At 66.2% G+C, this 17,227-nt stretch carries 9 protein-coding genes, 1 tRNA gene and 1 other RNA gene; 7 read left to right on the forward strand and 4 right to left on the reverse strand.

Features of this window, described 5'->3' with window-relative positions:
- Nucleotides 1-10 precede the first annotated feature (10 nt).
- Nucleotides 11-715: a PP2C family protein-serine/threonine phosphatase gene (locus tag ACSYAO_RS04475; protein WP_262220702.1), complete on the reverse strand. Its 705-nt coding sequence runs from the start codon at nucleotides 713-715 to the stop codon at nucleotides 11-13.
- A gap of 164 nt (nucleotides 716-879) precedes the next feature.
- On the opposite strand from ACSYAO_RS04475, the gene ACSYAO_RS04480 reads away from it, so the two are divergent.
- Both ACSYAO_RS04480 and ACSYAO_RS04485 read left to right on the forward strand, forming a co-directional pair.
- A tRNA-Ser gene (locus ACSYAO_RS04480) sits at nucleotides 880-970 on the forward strand.
- Between the two features lie 282 nt (nucleotides 971-1,252).
- Nucleotides 1,253-1,657, forward strand: a complete 405-nt coding sequence (locus ACSYAO_RS04485; RefSeq protein WP_046982834.1) for a DUF6165 family protein — start codon at nucleotides 1,253-1,255, stop codon at nucleotides 1,655-1,657.
- 18 nt (nucleotides 1,658-1,675) lie between these two features.
- On the opposite strand, the gene ACSYAO_RS04490 is transcribed toward ACSYAO_RS04485, so the two are convergent.
- Entirely contained in the window at nucleotides 1,676-2,722 is a 1,047-nt protein-coding gene (locus tag ACSYAO_RS04490; RefSeq protein ID WP_134951056.1) for a glycosyltransferase family 9 protein, read from the reverse strand.
- Between the two features lie 20 nt (nucleotides 2,723-2,742).
- On the opposite strand from ACSYAO_RS04490, the gene ACSYAO_RS04495 reads away from it, so the two are divergent.
- Genes ACSYAO_RS04495 through ACSYAO_RS04505 form a run of 3 tightly spaced genes read left to right on the forward strand, consistent with a single transcriptional unit; the run spans nucleotide 2,743 to nucleotide 4,645 of the window.
- Entirely contained in the window at nucleotides 2,743-3,492 is a 750-nt protein-coding gene (locus ACSYAO_RS04495; RefSeq protein ID WP_049400634.1) for a 3-deoxy-D-manno-octulosonic acid kinase, read from the forward strand.
- Nucleotides 3,492-4,259 carry an MBL fold metallo-hydrolase gene (locus tag ACSYAO_RS04500; protein ID WP_134951057.1) on the forward strand — a complete coding sequence of 256 codons (768 nt, stop codon included), beginning with the start codon at nucleotides 3,492-3,494 and terminating at the stop codon, nucleotides 4,257-4,259. The genes ACSYAO_RS04495 and ACSYAO_RS04500 overlap by 1 nt, the downstream gene beginning before the upstream one ends.
- Nucleotides 4,256-4,645, forward strand: coding sequence for a nuclear transport factor 2 family protein (locus tag ACSYAO_RS04505; protein WP_134951058.1), 390 nt, complete (start codon nucleotides 4,256-4,258; stop codon nucleotides 4,643-4,645). The genes ACSYAO_RS04500 and ACSYAO_RS04505 overlap by 4 nt, the downstream gene beginning before the upstream one ends.
- 78 nt (nucleotides 4,646-4,723) lie before the next feature.
- On the opposite strand, the gene ffs is transcribed toward ACSYAO_RS04505, so the two are convergent.
- Nucleotides 4,724-4,820: signal recognition particle sRNA small type (gene ffs / locus ACSYAO_RS04510), an RNA gene on the reverse strand.
- 300 nt (nucleotides 4,821-5,120) lie between these two features.
- Here ffs and ACSYAO_RS04515 point away from each other — a divergent pair.
- Both ACSYAO_RS04515 and ACSYAO_RS04520 read left to right on the forward strand, forming a co-directional pair.
- Nucleotides 5,121-5,438 (forward strand): DMT family transporter, encoded by a 318-nt coding sequence (locus ACSYAO_RS04515; protein ID WP_197655724.1) that lies wholly within the window; start codon nucleotides 5,121-5,123, stop codon nucleotides 5,436-5,438.
- 357 nt (nucleotides 5,439-5,795) lie between these two features.
- Nucleotides 5,796-16,697 carry an autotransporter-associated beta strand repeat-containing protein gene (locus ACSYAO_RS04520; protein ID WP_262220704.1) on the forward strand — a complete coding sequence of 3,634 codons (10,902 nt, stop codon included), beginning with the start codon at nucleotides 5,796-5,798 and terminating at the stop codon, nucleotides 16,695-16,697.
- 57 nt (nucleotides 16,698-16,754) lie between these two features.
- Here ACSYAO_RS04520 and ACSYAO_RS04525 read toward each other — a convergent pair whose 3' ends face one another.
- Nucleotides 16,755-17,198, reverse strand: coding sequence for a GNAT family N-acetyltransferase (locus ACSYAO_RS04525; protein ID WP_197655726.1), 444 nt, complete (start codon nucleotides 17,196-17,198; stop codon nucleotides 16,755-16,757).
- Nucleotides 17,199-17,227: the final 29 nt, after the last annotated feature.

Consider the following 17,227-nt stretch of genomic DNA (forward strand, 5'->3'; position numbering starts at 1 on the left):
GATCTACCGGTTAGTGGCAGCGCACCAGGATCACGCTGATGTTGTCGCGGCCGCCGCCATCGAGCGCGGCGGCGACCAGCGTGTCCACGCATTCCTGTGCGCTGGCATCCTCGAAGGCGAGGGTGCGCGCGATGCTGCGGTTGTCCACTTCCTCGGTCAGGCCGTCACTGCACAGCAACAGCTGCATGCCCGGGCGCAGTTCGCCGCTGGTGGTGGCCACGTTCAGATGCGCCGGATCGGTCACGCCCAGCGCCTGGGTGACCACGTTGCGGTGCGGATGCGCACGCGCCTGTTCGGCGGTCAGGTTGCCCTGCGCGACCAGCTCCTGCACCACGCTGTGGTCCTGGCTGAGCTGGGCCAGCTGTCCGTCGCGCCACAGGTAGGCACGGCTGTCGCCGACCCATGCCACTTCATAGCGGTTGCCCTGTACCCGTGCGGCGACCACGGTGGTGCCCATCGGCAACGTGTCGTTGCGCCGGCGCGAGGCACGGATGATCTCTTCGTCGGCGGTGCGGATGGCCTGCGCCAGCGGTGCGCCGCGGCGGATCTCGCGCACGATGGTCTCGCGCGCCAGCGCGCTGGCCACTTCACCGCAGGCGTGCCCGCCCATGCCGTCGGCCACCAGCCACAGGGCCAGCTCACTGTCACCGTAGTAGGTGTCCTCGTTGAGCTCGCGGCGCATGCCGGGGTGGGTGAGGTGTCCGAATTCGATCATGGGCGCTGGGGCGGGGTGTTGCTGGGGAGACAGGCATCATCGGGTGGCTGCGCGCATCCGGCAAGGCGTGTGCTCAGGAAATTTTCACTTCGTTGGCCGGAATGACTTGTCGTCGGCCTCACTTCCTCGTATGATGCGCGTCCCCGGTCCGCCGGGGACCACCCGGAGAGGTGGCAGAGTGGTTGAATGTACCTGACTCGAAATCAGGCAGGCGTTTATAGCGCCTCGGGGGTTCGAATCCCCCCCTCTCCGCCAGATTTAAAGAAAAAGGGCTGCCGAAAGGCAGCCCTTTTTCTTTAAATCTGGCGTGGGATGCGCCGCGCGTTTCGCGCGTCGCCCCACACGTTGCCGCGCAACCTGTGGGCCCCTCCCTTTGCCGGCCTCTCCCCGCCCCTGTCGGGGCAGGTGCATCAGTAGATCCACGCCATGCGTGGATGCTGTTCCTGCTGGCAGGCTCATCCACGCATGGCGTGGATCTACCCATTCCATCGCGAGCTGCGGGTTAAACTGCCTGCATCACCTGTTGGAGCTTTCCCCATGACCGCTGAAATCCTCGTCCCCGTTTCTTTCGGCGAGCTGCTGGACAAGATCTCGATCCTGCAGATCAAGTCCGAGCGCATCAGTGACGAGGGCAAGCTGGCCAATGTGCGCAAAGAACTGTCGGCGCTGGAGCAGACCTGGATGGCACACCCGGCGGCGGTGAAGGACATCGCCAAGCTGCGTGCCGAGCTGAAGGCGGTCAACGAGCAGCTGTGGGACATCGAGGACGACATCCGCCTGAAAGAGAAGGCGCAGGCGTTCGACCAGGGTTTCATCGATCTGGCGCGCAGCGTCTACCTGCGCAATGACGAACGCGCGCGCATCAAGAAGGCGATCAACCTGGCGCTGGGTTCGGCGTACGTGGAAGAGAAGTCCTACCAGGATTACGCGCAGCGCGCGTAATCCGGGGCAGCCTGCTGCTCACCCCAGGTGGTCGGCGACGTAGCGTTCGAACGCAGCGATACCGTCTTCCACGGTGATCAGTTCCATCACATCGTCGAACTCGATCTTGGTGCCCCACTTCAGATCCGAGGCCTGCTTGGCCAGGTACTTGCGCGCGGCATCGTCGTAGCGGTCCACGCAGTAGCGGCGGTCGGAATAGGGACCGCTGCGGTTCGGGTTGCTGGCTGCATGCAGGCCCAATACCTTGGCGCCCATCGCGTTGGCGATGTGCATCGGGCCCGAGTCCGGGGTCATCACCAGATTGGCGCGGGCCAGCAGCGCCGGCAGCTGCTTCAAGGTGTCCTTGCCGACCAGGTCCAGCGCCGGTGTGTGCAGCTGTGCCTGGATGGCATCGGCCATGCTGCGCTCCAGTTCGCTGCGGCCTCCGCACAGCACCACCTGCCAACCGCGCTGTGCGGCGTGGTTGGCCACGGCGGCGTAGCGGTCTGCATACCAGTTGCGGCGCACGTGACTGGAACAGGGCGAGATCATCAACACCGGGCGGCCATCGTCCTGCCATTGCGCGGCGGCCCACTCATATGCGGACTGCGGCACCGCCAGGTCCCAGCTGACCTCGGTCTGGCGCAGGCCAAGGGGTTCACAGAAACTGCCGATGGCATCCAGCACATGGATGCCGGGGCGGTCGGGGATGCGTTCGTTGATGAAGAGACCATGCAGGTCCTTGGAGCGGCTGCGGTCATAGCCGATGCGACGCTCTGCGGGAATGAAGGCCGACAGCAGGTTGGCGCGGAACGCCACCTGCATCTGCAACAGCGCTTTGAAGCGCCCCGGCGGCAGCTGCCTGCGCAGTTCCTTGACCCCGGCCATGCCGCTCTTCTTGTCGTAGGCATGGAAGGTGACACCGGGCAGGCCGTCGAGCAGCTTGTGGCCGGCCTTGTCGATGATCCAGTGGATCGGCGTATCCGGGCGCGCAGCCTGCAGGGTGCGCACCAGGGGCACCACGTGGGTGACATCGCCAAGTGCGGACAGGCGCAGGAGGCACAAGGAGGAGGACGCTGATGCCATGTGTTGTTAGACTCAATGAAATGGTCGCATTCGACGCCAATGAAGCGCTGACGCCATGCCGCGAGGGTCGCGGCATCGGGGCCATTCTGTTCGACCGCGAGCGGCTGCGGCAAGCCGAGATCGGCCTGTTCTCGCCCCAGCACTGGGGCAGCAGGGCTCGGCCGGTGGGCGAGGGCGGTCGTGGCAGCGCCTGGTTCGTCGATGCGCCGTTCGGCGCCAGCGTGCTGCGCCACTACCTGCGCGGTGGCCTGGCGGCGAAGATCAGCCATGACCAGTACCTCTGGCGCGGCGCGGACCGGACGCGCAGCTTCGCCGAATTCCGGCTGATGCGCGCGCTGCGCGAGAAAAAGCTGCCGGTGCCCCGGCCACTGGCGGCGTTCTACATGCGCGAGGGCCTGCGCTACCGGGCTGCGATCCTGATGGAGCGGATCGAGGGTGTCCGTTCGCTGGCCGACCGTGCTCTGGTCGCGGGCCGGGGCGCACCGTGGGAGGAGACCGGGCGGCTGATCGCCCGCTTCCATCGTGCCGGCCTGGACCATGCCGACCTCAATGCGCACAACATCCTGTTCGACGGCAACGGCCACGGCTGGTTGATCGACTTCGACCGCGGGGTGATCCGCATCCCGGCGACCGCCTGGCGCGAACGCAATCTCAAGCGCCTGCTGCGCTCGCTGATCAAGCTGCGCGGCGAGCGCAGCATGGAAGACGTGCAGAAGGATTACGCGCGGCTGCGCCGCGCCTATGACATGGCCTGGAACCGGGGCACCTGATGGACTGGTCGTTGCGTTTCCTCGGCGTCGGCAATGCGTCGGCGGTCGAGCTGGGGTCGCCGATGTCGGTGATCGAACGGGACGGTCGGCCGTGGCTGACCATCGACTGTGGCGGCGAAGGCCTGACCGCGTTCAAGGCGCACTACGGGCACATGCCGCAGGCGCTGTTCGTCACCCATGTGCACCTGGACCACGTGGCCGGCTTCGAGCGCCTGTTCGTCGATACCTTCTTCAACGCGCACCGGCGCGGCAAGGTGCGCCTGTATGTGCCTGCCACCGTGGTGCCGCTACTGCACAAGCGCATCGGGGACTACCCGAACGTGCTGGCCGAGGGCGGTGCCAACTTCTGGGATGCGTTCCAGCTGATCGTGGTGGGCGATGCGTTCTGGCATGAGGGCGTACGCCTGGAAGTGTTCCCGGTGCGCCACCACTGGCCGGAGACGGCCTATGGCCTGCGCCTGCAGGGCGCGCTGACCTGGAGCGGCGATACCCGGCCGATTCCGGAGATGCTGGCCCGCTTCGCCAACGACAATGAACTGATCGCGCACGACTGCGGCCTGCACGGCAACCCGTCGCATACTGGCGTGGACGACCTGGAGCGCGAGTACAGCGCCGAACTGCAGGCGCGGATGATGCTCTACCACTATGCGAGCGCGGCCGACGGCCAGGCGCTGGCCGCGCGGGGGCACCGTGTGGCGCAGCCGGGGCAGTGCGTGCCGCTGGCCAACCCCACTGCACCGCACGTGCTGGTGCAGGATCCGCCGTGAGCGGTGCTGGCCAGCCCGCCGACGCGGCGCTGGCTGCCGAGCTGGAGGCGCTGGAACGCGCGCTGCATGCGCCGCAGGTGCGGGCCGATCGCGAGCAACTGGCGGCACTTCTGGACGAGGATTTCAGCGAGATCGGCAGTTCCGGGCAATGCTACGGCCGTGATGCGGCATTGCAGGAGATCCCGCTGGAGCGCGCGCAGGTGCTGATCGAATCGGAACAGTACGCGGTGTGGCTGTTGGCCGAGGATCTGGCCCAGGTGCGCTACCGCAGCCGCTATCACGTTGATGGCCAGGCCCAGGGCTGGGTGTTGCGCAGTTCGCTGTGGCGACGGCATGCGCAGGAATGGAGGGTGGTGTTTCACCAGGGCACGCCTGAGGCGCGGTAGCGCCGGGCCATGCCCGGCGAAAAGCGCCAACCAAGATTGGCAGCTACCAGAAGTGGGGCCACGCCCGAAAAGGCGATGGCCCCGCCGGCTGACCTCGGCGCCCGCGTCGATCGATACCGTTGCTGCCTTCCGGCCCTGGCGGGATTTTCGACCTAGCGTCGCGAGGGGCCGACGGGGCCACCATAGAGACGTTGGCCGCCCAGTGGGCGGCCGGTTCACGGATCAGGGGAAGCAGCGCGCGATGCGCCGGAGACCACAGCCGGACTGCACATCGGCTGGCCGATGGCAGACGGCAACTATAGCGCAGGCAGGTACATCGACGCCAGCTTCGTGCACTGAATCGGCTGTAACCCGCGTCTGCCGGCAACGCCCCGCGCCGACCGGCGTTGCTAGAATGCCGGCCAGGAGGAACGACCTCCCCCGCATCGGGAATCAATGACCAGGACGGCCTGGCCCTACCAAGAGGAGGGCTGTCATGGCCTGGATCTATCTGTTGTTCGCCGGCCTGCTGGAAATCGTCTGGGCCGTGTCCATGAAGCAGTCCGAAGGCTTCACCAAGCTCACCCCTACCGTGGTCACCATCATCGGCATGATCGCCAGCTTCTGGCTGCTGGCGGTGGCCATGCGCAGCCTGCCGCTGGGCACCGCCTACACGATCTGGACCGGCATCGGCGCGGTCGGTGCGTTCGTGGTCGGCATCGTCTTTCTCGGTGAGCAGGTCAGCCCGATGCGGATCGGTGCGGCGGTGCTGATCATTTCCGGCCTGGTGCTGATGAAACTCTCGAGCAGCTGAATGCATTTAGTTGGGCGGAGAAAGGAATCTCCGCCTGCTGCAGGTATATGCATTTTCGGCAAAACCATTTTGTCCGCCCGTTTTATTTGACGTGCGTCATGAAAATAACGAGCGTGATTCACATGCCGCTGGCGCCATCGGCCGCACAGTGCCGCCATTCGTCATGCGAAATCGGGGAGTTTTCGCCTTGACGGACACGTTGACCTGCCTTTTCCAGGTGCGGTCGCGTGAAGATGTGAAGATTTTCAGAAGTTAATGAAGCCAGGCCTTGTTCCCGTGTCGGGAGCCGGGGTGGGCCGCATTGTCTTCAAAAAACCTGCCTGCAGTGCCATCCGGTCTTTTCATGGAGATTTACCGATGAACCGCATTTACCGTCTGGTTTTCAATCGTGCCCTCGGCGTAATGCAGGTTGCTTCGGAGGTCGCCCAGAATCCCGGCGGAAGCGCGGTCTGCGCAGGGCGGGTGCCGCGATTGAGGGCGCACCAGCTGGCGGTCGCGCTGGCGGCCACGCTGGCCAGTGGTTCGGCGTTCGCGGCGTGCAATACCGCAGGCACCACGGTGACCTGCGCGACTGGCTCCAATACCAATTCGCTGGCCAACAGCATCAATGGCGTGACGCTGGATATCCAGACCGGCGCTGTGCTCAGCGTGCCGCCGATCGTTGGCGGAAGTGCCGTGAATTTGAGCGGTAACGGCATCACCGTGAACAACCAGGGCACGATCGATCCCACCCTCAACGGTGGCCTGAGCCTGGCGGCGTCGGGCATGGTGCTGGGTAACAACACCGTCGGTGGAAACACCATCAACGTCAACAACCAGGCGGGCGGGGCGATCAAAGGCCTGGTCAATATCGGCTCCATTCTCGGTTTCGGTGGACAGGCGCTGGTGATGCAGAACGCTTCCGGCGGTGTCAGCAACATCATCAACGCCGGCAATGTGGACATGTCGATCCTTGGCGCAGGCCTGTTGACCACGGCCGATGCGGCATCGATCGTCAGCTACGGTGGTGCGCAGACCAATCTCAACAACACCGGCACCATTACCGGCCGCATAGGGTTCCAAGGCTCGGCCACGGCGGGGGCCGGCAATACCTTCCTCAATGCGGGAACCATCAACGGCAGCGTGAACCTGGGTAGTTCGGTCACCGGCAACACCTTCACCGCCGTGTCTGGTTCCAGCGTCAATACCGCCGGTATCGGCGTCGCTGGACAGGTCGGCGTGCTTGCGGTGAATCTGGCCGCGGCCGGCATCGTCGACGGTGGTTCGGCGTCCAACAACAGCCTGGTGCTGCAGAACAGCCCAACCGGCCCGGGCAGCGGTACCGGTGGGGCGGTGACCACGCTGGGCTGGAACCAGTACATCAACTTCCAGAGGCTCACCGTCAACAGCGGTACCTGGAACCTGCAGGGTGCGTGGGCTGGCGCAGGTACGACCACGCTCAATGATGGTCTGATCAATTTCAACAATGCCGGTTCCTTCGGCACAGGGCTGTTCACCGCCAGCGGCGGTGCCATCGCCTCCTCCACGGCCGGTCTGAACCTGGCCAACGCTTTCAGCCTCGGTGGCAATCTGTCTCTGTCCGGAACCAATGCATTCGGTCTGGGCGGAGTGCTTTCAGGCGCTGGTGGGCTGACGGTCAACAACACCGGCATCGTCACCCTGGGCGGTGCGAACCTGTTCAGCGGTGGCGTCAACCTCAATGCCGGCGGCTTGGTGCTCGGCAATGCCGGTGCGCTCGGCAGCGGCAATCTGACCGTCGGTGGCAGCGCTTCGCTGGATACGACGGCGGGCTTCACCCTGGGCAACAATCTGGTGATCAATGGCGGGGGCTCGCTGAACCTGCTCGGCAGCAATGCGTTGTCATTGAACGGTTCGATCTCTGGTGCCGGCAACCTGACCAAGAATGGTGCAGGCACCCTGACGTTGAATGGCGCAAATTCGCTGAGCGGCAATTTCAACCTGGTCGGGGGGGCGTTGGCGCTGGGCGCGGGCGGCAGCCTGTCGCCCACCGGTGCGATCACGGTCGGCGTCGGCACCACCCTGGACCTGTCGGCAGCCGCCAACCAGACCATCGGTTCGCTGGCAGGCCTCGGCGGTTCGGTCAATCTGGGCAGCCACACGCTTACCCTCGCCGGGCTGGGCAATACCAGCTACAGCGGCACGTTCGCCGCAGGCACGGGTGGCCTGGTCAAGCTGGGCACCGGCGTGCAGACCTTGTCGGGCGTGAACAATCTCAGTGGCGGCGTGGCACTCAACGCCGGTGGCTTGCTGCTGGGCAGTGTTGCTGCGCTGGGTAGCGGTACGCTCTCTGTTGGGGGCAGCACCACACTCGACGGCACTACGGCGCTGGCGCTGACCAATACAGTCAACCTGGGTTCGGGTGCCAGCCTCAATCTGCTCGGGAACCAGGCATTGACCTTCAACGGCGTGATCGGTGGCTCCGGCAGCCTGGTCAAGAACGGCGCGGCCACCTTGACCCTCAACAACGCCAACACGTTTGGTGGAGGGCTGTCGCTCACGGCTGGAGGACTGGTGCTCGGCAACGGCGGTGCGCTGGGAACCGGCGCATTGAATGTCGGTGGCGCGGTGACGCTTGATGCCAGCTCGGCACTGACCGTGGGCAACGGCATCAACCTGGGGGTGGGTGGTTCGCTCAACGTGCTGGGCTCCAACGCGCTGACGCTGGGCGGCGTGATCGGTGGTACCGGCAGCCTGGTCAAGAACGGCGCCTCCACGCTCACGCTGGGTGGGGCCAACGCGTTCACCGGCGGTCTGAACGTGAACGCAGGAAAGGTGGCACTGGCCAGTGGCGGCAGTCTGGCGGCCACCGGGGCGGTGAGCCTGGCGGGGGCCGGCGCCGAACTGGACATCTCGCTCGGCGGCAACCAGACCATCGGCGCGCTGTCCGGCATCGCTGGCAGCACCGTGACGCTGGGCGGCAGCACGCTCACCTTCGGTGATGCCACCAACCAGACATTCGGCGGCGTGATCGGCGGTACCGGTGGCCTGGTCAAGCAGGGAACGGGCACGCAGACGCTCAGCGGCGCCAATACCTTCAGTGGTGGCCTGAACCTGGCGGCCGGTGGCCTGTTGCTGGGCAACGGCAGTGCACTCGGTACCGGCGCGTTGACGGTCAGCGGCAATGGCTCGCTCGACGCAACCGCAGCACTGAATCTGGGCAATGCCATCAACCTTGGCGCGGTGCTGACCCTGCCGGGCAGCCAGAACCTCACCCTGGGCGGCAACATCACCGGCACCGGCAGCCTGATCAAGAACGGTGCCTCGCTGCTGACCTTGAACGGCACCAATGCATTCAGCGGCGGCCTGAACCTCAATGCCGGCAGCCTGCTGCTGGGCAACAGCGGTGCACTCGGGACGGGCGCATTGAGCGTGGGTGGCAATGCATCGCTCGATGGCAGCACGGCGTTGAACCTGGTCAACAATGTCACTCTGGGTAGTGGGGCTGCGCTGTCGCTGCCGGGTTCGCAGGCGATCACGCTTGGCGGGGTGGTTTCCGGAGCCGGTGGCCTGGTCAAGAACGGCGCCAGCACGCTCACGCTCAACGGCGCCAACAACTTCGCCGGTGGGCTGACGCTCAACGGCGGTGGCCTGATGCTGGGCAACGCTGGCGCACTGGGAACCGGGCTGCTTGCCGTGGGCGCGAACGCGACCCTGGGCAGTACGGTGGCATTGAACCTGGGCAATGCCATCGATCTCGATGCCGGTGCGCAGCTGAGCCTGACCAGCAATGAGAATGTTGCTCTGGGCGGACTGATCACTGGCACCGGTGGCCTGATCAAGACCGGCACTGGCGTGCTGTCGTTGAACAACAGCAACACCTTCAGTGGTGGTCTGGCGCTGAACGCGGGCGGTCTGTCGGTCGGCGCCAACGGTGCGTTGGGTACCGGTGCACTGAACATCGGCGGCAATGTTTCTCTGGATGCGAGCGCCCCGGTTTCGCTGGTCAATGCAGTGAACCTGGGCGCCAACACGCTGACCCTGCCGGGCAGCAGCAATCTCACCCTGAGCGGCGTGGTGGGGGGAACCGGTGGCCTGATCAAGAACGGCGCCTCGACGCTGACCTTGTCCGGTGCCAATACCTTCCTCGGTGGCGCTACGGTCAACGCAGGTACGCTGGCACTCGGCGCGGGTGGCAGTCTTGCCGCCATCGGTGCGGTGGACCTCGCCGGTGCCGGCGCGACGCTGGACATCTCCGCAGCGGGTACCGGGCAGACCATTGGCGCGTTGAACGGCGTGGCAGGCAGCCATGTGGCATTGGGCACGCAGACCCTTACTTTCGGTGGCGCCAGCAATGGCAGCTTTGCCGGTGTCATCGATGGCAGCGGTGAGCTGATCAAGGTCGGTGCTGGCGTGCAGACGCTGTCCGGTGCCAATACCTTCAGTGGCGGTGTCGCGCTTGATGCCGGTGGCCTGATCCTCGGGAATTCGGGGGCGCTGGGCACGGGCACACTGGGCATCGGCGGCAACGTCAGCCTGGACGGAACGACGGCACTGAACCTGGCCAACGCCGTGAACTTCGGTGGGGGTACGCAGCTGACGCTGGGCGGCAGCAGCGATCTCACCCTTGCAGGCGTGGTGGCCGGCAGCGGCAGCCTGATCAAGAACGGTGCAGGCCTGCTGACGCTCAACAACACCAATACCTTCGGTGGCGGCCTGACCTTGAACGGTGGTGGCCTGGTGGTCGGCGCGAACGGCGCACTCGGTTCCGGCACGCTGGCGGTGAATGCCAGCACCACGCTGGATGCGGGTGCTGCAGCGACGCTCGGCAATGCGGTCACGCTGGGCTCGGGTGTCGCACTGACATTGCCGGGCAGCAATGCGCTGACGCTGTCGGGTGTGATCGATGGCAACGGCAGCCTGATCAAGAACGGTGCCACCACGCTGACGCTGTCCGGTGCCAACACCTATACCGGCGGTACCACCATCAACGCCGGTACGCTGGCACTGGGAACAGGTGGCAGCCTTGCCGCGGCGGGTGATGTCACGCTGGGCGCAGGCGCTGGCTTCGATATCTCCGGTGCCGGCAGCAGCCAGACCATCGGCGCGCTCAACGGTGCGGGCGGAAGCACGCTGGCGCTGGGCGGTAATTCGTTGACCTTCGGCACGGCCGGCAATGCCGCCTTCGACGGCGTGATCAGTGGTGGTGGCGGTCTGGTCAAGGTGGGCGCGGGCGTGCAGACGCTGTCCGGCGCCAACACGTTTGGCGGCGGCGTGACGCTCAACGCTGGCGGGCTGGTGCTCGGCAATGACGCGGCGCTGGGCACGGGTGCATTGACCGTCGGCGGTGCCGCCACGCTGGACACCACCGGCCTGGCAGCACTGACCAACAACATCGCGCTCAACGCAGGCCTGACCGTACTGGGCACCAATGCGCTGACGCTCAACGGGATGATTTCCGGTACCGGCAGCCTGACCAAGAATGGTGGCGCAACGCTGACCTTGAACGGTATCAACTCCTACACCGGTGGCACCAACATCAACGCCGGCACGCTGGCGCTGGGTGCCGGTGCCAGCCTGGCGGCGAGCGGTACCGTGAACCTCGCCACCGGCGCGACGCTGGATCTGTCGGCCGGCAGTGGCACGCAGGTGTTCGGCACCCTGGTCGGCAACGGTACGGTGAACCTCGGTGCCAACTCGATCGCAGTCGGTAGCGCCACCAATGGCACCTTCAGTGGCTCTATCGCAGGCACCGGGGGCCTGACCAAGGTTGGCACGGGCATCGAGACGCTGACCGGTGCCAACACCTACACCGGCGGCACCTTCATCAATGCCGGCACACTGGCGATCGGTCCGGGCGGCAGCCTGGCGGCCACCGGTGCAGTGACACTCACCGCAGCGGGAACCGGCTTCGACATCTCGACGTCCGGTGCCAGCCAGACCATTGGTTCGTTGGCCGGGGTGACCGGCTCCACGGTCACTCTGGGCGCGCAGTCGCTGATCCTCGGCGGCAACGGCAACAGCGTGTTCGACGGCGCGATTTCCGGCACCGGTGGCCTGGTCAAGAACGGCACCGGCATCCTCACGCTGGGCGGCGCCAACCTGTTCAGCGGCGGCCTGGCGCTCAATGGCGGTGGCCTGGTGATCGGCAACAGCGCCGCGCTCGGCAGCGGTGCGCTGACGGTGGGGGCCAGCGCTACGCTGGATGCTTCGACCGCGGCCAACCTGGCCAACAACATCACGCTGGCATCAGGTGCCAACCTCAACCTGCTGGGCAGCAATGCACTGACCCTGGGCGGCATGGTTTCCGGTACCGGTGGCCTGATCAAGAACGGTGCGGCCACCGTGACCCTGACCGGTGCGAATACCTACACCGGAGGCACCACCATCAACAGCGGCACGCTGGCCATCGGTGCTGGTGGCAGCCTGGCCTCGACCGGTGCGGTGAACCTGGCCGGTACCGGTACCCTGGACATCTCGGCCGGCAACCAGAGCATCGGTTCGCTTGCCGGTGTGGCCGGCAGCACCGTGGCGCTGGGGGGCAGTGCGCTGACCCTGGGCGGCACGGTAGACAGCACGTTCAACGGTGCGATCACCGGTAATGGTGGCCTCGTCAAGAACGGCGCAGGCGTGCAGACCCTCAACGGCGCCAGCACCTTCAGTGGCGGTGTAACGCTCAATGCAGGCGGCCTGGTGGTCGGCAACGATGCCGCTCTCGGCACTGGGGCGGTAACGGTGGGTGGCAACGGTACGCTCGATTCGAACACTGCGGTGACGTTGGCCAACAACTTCGTCCTCAATGCCGGGCTGACCGTGCTCGGCAGCAACAACCTCACCCTCAACGGCAACCTGAGTGGCACCGGCTCGCTGACCAAGGAGGGCGCGGCAACGCTGACCTTGAACGGTGCCAATACCTATACCGGTGGCACCTTCATCAATGCCGGTACGTTGGCATTGGGTGCCGGCGCGAGCTTGAATGCCAGTGGCATCGTCAACCTGGCCAGTGGAGCGACCTTCGATCTGTCGGCGGGCAGCGGCACGCAGCAGTTCGGTACCCTGATCGGCAACGGCACGGTGAACCTGGGCGGCAACACCTTGACCATTGGTGGTCCCGTCAATGGCACGTTCAGTGGTTCGGTGGGGGGTACCGGTGGGCTGATCAAGGAAGGCACTGGCACCCAGACCCTGACCGGTGCCAATACCTTCACTGGTGGCACCACCATCAATGCGGGCACGCTGGCGATTGGCGCCGGAGGAAGCCTGGCAGCGAATGGCGCGGTGACACTGGCCAACGCCGGAACAGCGTTCGATATTTCTGCCGGTGGCGCGCAGAGCATCGGATCACTGGCGGGTGTTACCGGCAGTACGGTTGCGCTCGGCGGCAGCACGCTGACCCTCAATGGCGCAGGAAACACGACCTTCGCTGGTGACATTACCGGTACCGGTGGCCTGGTGAAGAATGGTGCGGGCATCCAGGGCCTGACCGGCAGCAATACCTTCAGCGGTGGCGTGGCACTCAACGCCGGTGGCCTTGCCTTGGGTAACAACAATGCACTGGGAACCGGCACGCTGACCGTGGGCGGCAATGCCAGCCTGGACGGCACCAGCGCGCTGACGCTGGCCAATACCGTGCAGCTGGCCGGCGGCACGCTGACCCTTGCCGGCAGCAACGCGCTGACCTTGAACGGCCCGATCAGCGGCGCTGGCGGCCTGCTCAAGGATGGCGCAGCAACGGTCACCCTGGGCGGTGCCAGCACCTACACCGGTAACACCACCATCAACAGCGGCACGCTGGCGGTGGCCGCCGGTGGCACCCTGTCGGGTGCGAGCACGGTCAATCTGACCGGTGCCGGTACGCTGGACATCAGTGCCGGTGGCAACCAGAGCATCGGAGGCCTGGCCGGCGTAACCGGATCCAGCGTGGTGCTGGGCGGTGCGACCCTGACCACCGGCGGCAACAACGGCAGCACCACCTTCGGCGGTGTGCTCAGTGGCACCGGTGGCCTGGTGCAGAGCGGCACCGGCACGCTGACCCTGAGCGGCGACAACGTCTATACCGGTGGCACCACCATCAACGGTGGCAGCACGCTGCAGATCGGCAATGGTGGCAGCTCCGGTTCGGTGCTGGGCGACATCACCAACAACGGCAACCTGGTCTACAACCTGGGCAGCACCGCAACCGTGGGCGGTGTGGTCAGCGGTAGCGGTGGCCTGACCCAGGCCGGCAGCGGCACGCTGGTGCTGACCGGCAACAACACCTATACCGGCGGTACCACCATCAATGCCGGCGGCACGTTGCAGGTGGGCAACGGTGGTGCGACCGGCGCGATCGTCGGCGACATCACCAACAACGGCGCGCTGGTGTCCAACGTGGCGGGCAACACCACGCTGGGCGGCACCATCAGCGGCAGTGGTGGCCTGACCCAGGCCGGCGCTGGCACGCTGGTGCTGACCGGCAACAACACCTATACCGGCGGCACCGCCATCAATGCCGGTGGCACGCTGCAGGTCGGCAATGGCGGTGCGACCGGTGCGATCACCGGCAACGTCGCCAACAACGGCAGCCTGGTGTTCGACGTGGCGGGCAACACCACGGTCGGTGGCGCGATCAGTGGCAGTGGTGGCCTGACCCAGGCCGGTGCCGGCGTGCTGACGCTGGTCGGCAACAACACCTATACCGGCGGTACCATCATCAATACCGGTGGCACGCTGCAGGTGGGCAATGGTGGAGCGACCGGTTCGATCGCTGGCGACATCACCAACAATGGTTCGCTGATCTCCAACGTCGCTGGCAACACCCTGCTGGGAGGCACCATCAGTGGTACGGGTGGCCTGACCCAGGCGGGCAGTGGCTCGCTGGTGCTGACCGGCACCAACACCTACACCGGCGGTACCACCATCAATGCCGGCGGCACGCTGCAGCTGGGCAATGGTGGTGCGACCGGCTCGATCGTCGGCGACATCACCAACAACGGCACGCTTGTGTCCAACGTCGCGGGCAACACCACGCTGGGCGGCACCATCAGCGGCAGCGGTGGCCTGACCCAGGCCGGCAGCGGCACACTGACCGTGACCGGCAACAACACCTACACCGGCCCGACCACCATCACTGCCGGTGGCACCCTGCAGGTGGGCAATGGCGGCGCGACCGGTGCGATTGGCGGCAGCGTCACCAACAACGGCAGCCTGATCTTCAACGTGGGTGGCAACACCACCGTCGGCGGCGCCATCAGCGGCAGCGGTGGCCTGACCCAGGCCGGCAGCGGCACGCTGATCCTGGGCGGCAACAACACCTATACCGGCGGCACCACCATCAACACCGGCGGCACGCTGCAGGTCGGCAACGGCGGCGCGAGCGGGTCGATTGCCGGCAACGTCAGCAACAACGGCAGCCTGGTGTTCAACGTCGGTGGCAACACCACCGTCGGTGGCACCATCAGCGGCAGCGGTGGCCTGACCCAGGCCGGTGCTGGCACCATCACCCTGACCGGCAACAACACCTACACCGGCGGCACCACCATCAACGCCGGTGGCACCGTGCAGGTTGGCAATGGCGGCGCCAGTGGCTCGATCACCGGCAACATCACCAACAACGGTGGGCTGATCATCAACACCGGTGGCAGCACCACGCTGGGCGGCAGCATCAGCGGTGGCGGCAGCATCGTGCAGGCCGGTCCGGGGGGCCTGAACCTTGGCGGCAACAGCGGTGGTTTCAGCGGTACCGGCCAGGTCACCGGCGGTGGCCTGAATGTCACCGGCAACATCGGCGGCCAGTGGACCATCGGCAGCGGTACCACGCTGTCCGGCACCGGCACCATCGGGGGTACCGGTGGTGGCGTGACGGTATCCAGTGGCGGCGTGCTGTCGCCGGGTAATGGCCCAGGCAATGGCAGCGGTGCGGGCAATGGCACCGGCACGATCACGGTGGGTGGCAACCTGACCTTGTCGCCGGGCAGCACGCTGGGCATCGATCTGGGTGCCACCGGCAGCGACACGGTGCAGGTGGGTGGCAGTGCCAACGTGGGTGGCAGCAGCGTGCAGGTGAATACCATCTCGCCGAGCACCAGCTACCAGCAGGGCCAGCAGTACACCGTGGTCAATGCCGGCGGTGGCGTGAGCGGGCAGTTCGCTTCGGCGAAGACGCCGTCGGCCTTCCTGACCATCACCCCGGTCTACACGGCGAACACGGCCAATCTGCAGATCGATGTGGCGCAGACCGCAGCCTTCACCACGGCGGCGAAGACGCGCAACCAGTACAACACCGCCGCAGCGCTGGACAGCCTGCCGCAGAGTGGTCCGGCGCTGGGCCTGTACAACACGCTGCTGATGTATGACGCGGGTACCGCGCGCGCGGCATTCGACCAGCTGTCCGGTGAAGTGCATGCGGCCAGCCGTGCGGTGCTGTTGTACGACAATTACCTGGAAGAGGGTATCCGCCAGCGTCTGGGCAGTGAGCTGCCGACCGTGCGCGGTGAGCGTGCCTCGGCCTGGCTGGCCGGCAGCGGCAAGGTGTTCAGGCAGGATGGTGATGGCAACGGCGACGACATCCGCTCCAACCGCAATGCGCTGATGGCCGGCGTGGACTGGCAGCTGGGCGAGCACGTGGTGCTGGGTGCAGCGGCCGGCAACGAACGGCTGGATACGCGCCTGTACGATCGCAGCTCGCGCGCCCGCCTGCGTGGCAACACCTTCGGCCTGTATGCGCAGGGCCAATGGAACAACGGCTTTGCGGTCGGTGGCAGCGTGTCGCGCGGCGACTACCGCACGCGTACCACACGTGAGGTGCCGCTGCTGGGCCAGACCCTGTACAGCCGCCAGGACTCGGATGTGACCATCGCCCAGGTGGAAGGCAGCTGGACCTGGAGCCACGGCAGGACCCAGCTGCAGCCGTATGTTCAGTTCACCAAGCACTGGGTCGACAGCGATCGTGCGGTGGAACAAGGCGGTAGCGCTGCGCTGGAGCTGGAAGGCGGCAAGGACACGCTCAATGTCAGCACCGTGGGTGTGCGGGGCCGCTGGGACGTGGGCAGCGGCGAGCGCTTCCCTGCACAGCTGACGGTCGGCCTCGGCTGGCAGCATGCTTCGGGTGACACCGACGTGGCCAGCCGCAACCGCTTCGCGGTCGGTGGCAATTCCTTCGACGTCTATAGCGCGGTGATGGCACGCAATGCGTTGGTCAGCCAGCTGGGCGTGGCGGTTGGGCTCGGCCGCAACAGCCAGCTGTCGATGTTCGTGCAGGGCCAGCACGGCGACGGTCGCCGCGATGTCGGCGGGCAGATCAACCTGCGCGTGGGCTTCTGAGGGGAGCGGGCCAGCGGTAGAACCACGGCGGGCGTGGATGGGACCGGGGCGGGAGCGCTAGAGCTCCCGCTCCATTTCCACGGCGTCGATCCCGGCACCGTGGCCATCGGGCACGATCCGCGTCACCTGGAAGCCCAGGCCGGCATAGAAGCCCTGGGTGTGCTGGCTGGTACTGAGCGCGATGCGCTTGATTGTGGGATCCACTTCGGCCTGGCGCAGGCGCGCCAGCGCCAGTTCGCGGCCCAGCCCCTGCCGGTGCAGCGCGCGCTGCACCATGCCCCAGCAGAAACCGGCACTACCATCGCCGCGTCGCGACAGGCCGCCGCAGGCCACGATGCTGCCATCGCGCTCGATGACCTGGAATGCATAGTCCATGGCCTGCTCACGCAGGAAGCGTTCGAAGTCGCTCCGCTCTTCCGGTGCGAAGTAGGTGGGCACGTTGCTGTCGAAGATCGACAGGCAGGCGCTGGCATCTGCGGGTCGGTAGAGGCGGAGGTTCATGGGCCCACGATAGACGATCGTCAGTAGAT

Source organism: Stenotrophomonas sp. STK16_22 (assembly GCF_051984505.1).
In the GTDB taxonomy this organism is placed as follows: Bacteria; Pseudomonadota; Gammaproteobacteria; order Xanthomonadales; family Xanthomonadaceae; genus Stenotrophomonas; species Stenotrophomonas maltophilia_A.